General features: G+C 74.3%; 1 protein-coding gene. It reads left to right on the forward strand.

Annotated features, from left to right (window positions below; genetic code table 11):
• Positions 1 to 1,578 (forward strand): helicase-associated domain-containing protein (locus DM816_RS41795; RefSeq protein ID WP_117215932.1); only part of this gene is annotated, 1,578 nt, incomplete at both ends.

Genomic DNA, 1,578 nt, shown 5'->3' on the forward strand with positions numbered 1-1,578 from the left:
CGCGTCGGAGCTGTTCGAGAGCCCGGCCAAGCTGCGCCGCGCTTTGCTGAGTGCGCCGCCCGCGGCCCGCGCCGTGCTCGACCGGCTGGCCGAGGGCCCGCCCGTGGGCATGATCTCCTCGCCCACGGAGCCCGTGGCCTGGCTGCTGGAAAACGGGCTGCTGGTCGAGGTCTCGGACGGCGCGGTCGAGCTGCCACGCGAGCTGGGCCTGCTGTTGCGGCGCGAGGCCGGGCCGCTCGGGCAGCTGCACCCGGCCCCGCCACCGGTGGCATCGCCCGCGCAACGACAGTCCAGCGTGGACAATGCCGGCGCGGGGCAGGCGATGAGCGCGGTCCGGCACACCGAAGACCTGCTGGAGGCGCTGACTGCTGATCCCGCGCCGGTGCTGCGCGGCGGGGGCATGGGCGTGCTGGCGCACCGGCGCCTGGCCAAGGCGGCGCAGGTGTCCGAACAGGACGCCGCACTCTTCCTTGAGGTCGCCCACGCGGCGGGCCTGATCGGGGAGCTGGAGACGTCCAGCGAGACGACGTTCATCCCGACGTCGGGTTATGACCAGTGGCGGGCCTCACCCGTGGCGCAGCGCTGGGCACGCCTCGCCAACGCCTGGCTCGCCATGTCGCGCCAGGCGTCGCTGGCCGGCCGGCGCGACGAGAAGGACCGGCCCATGACCGTCCTATCGCCACAGTTGGAGCGGGCCACGGCGCCGTTCGTGCGCAGGGTGACGCTCGAGACGCTTTCCCACAGCGGTGCTCCCACGGCCGACGAGCTGATCGAGGTGATCCGGTGGCAGGCGCCGCGCCGGATGCGCGGGCGCGAGGGTGTCTACCGCGACGCGATGCGCGAGGCGGCGACCCTGGGCATCACGGGGCTGCAGGCGCTCACGACATACGGGCGGGCGCTACTGTCCACATACGACAACGTGGTCGACGACGACCCGCTCGGGCAGCGCGAAGAGGCCGTGCTGCCGCCCGAGGAGACTGCGGCCGTGGTGGCGCTCACCGCGCTGTTGCCGCCGCCCGTCGACCACATGCTGGTGCAGGCCGACCTGACCGTCGTCGTGCCGGGCCCGCCCTCGCCCGAGCTCGCCGCCGAGCTGGAGATGGCCGCCGACCACGAGTCGGGCGGCGGCGCGAGCGTCTACCGGGTGACCCAGGCCAGCGTGCGGCGGGCGCTCGACGCGGGCTACGCGGCGCACGACCTGCACACGCTGTTCAAGCGGCGGTCCAAGACGGGCGTGCCGCAGGCGCTCACTTACCTGATCGACGATGTGGCGCGCACGCACGGCGGCCTGCGCACGGGCGGGGCCGGGGCATACGTCCGCAGCGAGGACGAGGGCCTGATCAGCACCGCGCTCGCCGACCGCAAGCTGTCCGACCTGCAGTTGCGCCGGATCGCGCCCACCGTGCTGATCACACCGTTCACCCCTGGGCGGCTGCTGGCGTCACTGCGCGAGGCTGGTTACCTGCCCGTGCCCGAGGATGCGACCGGCGCCGCCGTGCTGGCCCGGCCGCGCGTGCGGCGGGCACCCGGGCGGCCGGGCATGATGCCGCAGCCCGACTTCCCGATCTCGCCGGCGCG

Origin of the sequence: Allorhizocola rhizosphaerae (genome assembly GCF_003426775.1) — a bacterium.
In the GTDB taxonomy this organism is placed as follows: Bacteria; Actinomycetota; Actinomycetes; order Mycobacteriales; family Micromonosporaceae; genus Allorhizocola; species Allorhizocola rhizosphaerae.